Source organism: Neisseria sp. P0021.S006, assembly GCF_051956895.1.
The window spans coordinates 1-748 of record NZ_JBQCWZ010000672.1; the positions used below are offsets into that span (position 1 = coordinate 1).

A 748-nucleotide genomic window follows, 5' to 3' on the forward strand; every position below is an offset into this window, starting at 1 on the left:
CGGTAATGGTTTCAGGCACTAAAACTTCGTGTACGACAGGTTCGGTCGGCGCTTGGAAGGCGTGTTGGTTTGGCTCAAGTTTGAGTTTTTTGCCTTTTTTGCCGCCGCGTACGCGCTCGTCGTCGCCAGTGCGTGTATTGTTGCGGTCGCGACCACCTTTGCCGCCTTTGCCTTTAGCATTGCGGCCTTGAGTGTCTTCATCACGCTCACGACGGTCTTCTTTTTTACTGCGCGCGTTGTGTTCGGATTTGCCTTCGCCGGATGCTGCTTTAGCTTTCTCGGCAGGTTTACTGCGTTCGCCTGATTTGGCTTCTTTAGTAGGTTTTGAGTCTTTCTCGGCCTGTTGTTTTATGGCTTCACGGCGTGCTTGACGCTCTTGTTTTTCTTTCAACAAGGCTTCTTGATGCGCACGCAGGGCGGCGGCACGACGGGCTTCTTCATCGCGTTGAGCCTGTTCTTCCACGCTGACGACAGGTTGCGGTACGGCAGGAGCGGCAGGTTTAGCTGCCTTTTTCGCTTCTTTGCCTTTGCCGCCTTTGTCTTGTTTGGCTTTGGCAGGTTTCTTGGCTTCGGCTGGTTTTTCAGCTTCAACGGATTTTTCAGACGGCTTGTTGTCTGCTTTAGCTTCAACTTTTACTTCGGTCTTGGCTTCTACAGCTTCAACCGGTTTGGCTTCTTCTTTTTTAGCTTCGGCAGGTTTGCCTTCCGCTTTTGGTGCGGCTTTGGCTGCTTTCAGTCTGGCTGCTTC

The 748-nt window shown here is 52.3% G+C and carries 1 pseudogene; it reads right to left on the reverse strand.

What is annotated here, in order from left to right:
- A pseudogene (locus ACTHUM_RS16390) lies at positions 1-748 on the reverse strand (translation initiation factor IF-2); the annotation flags it as partial.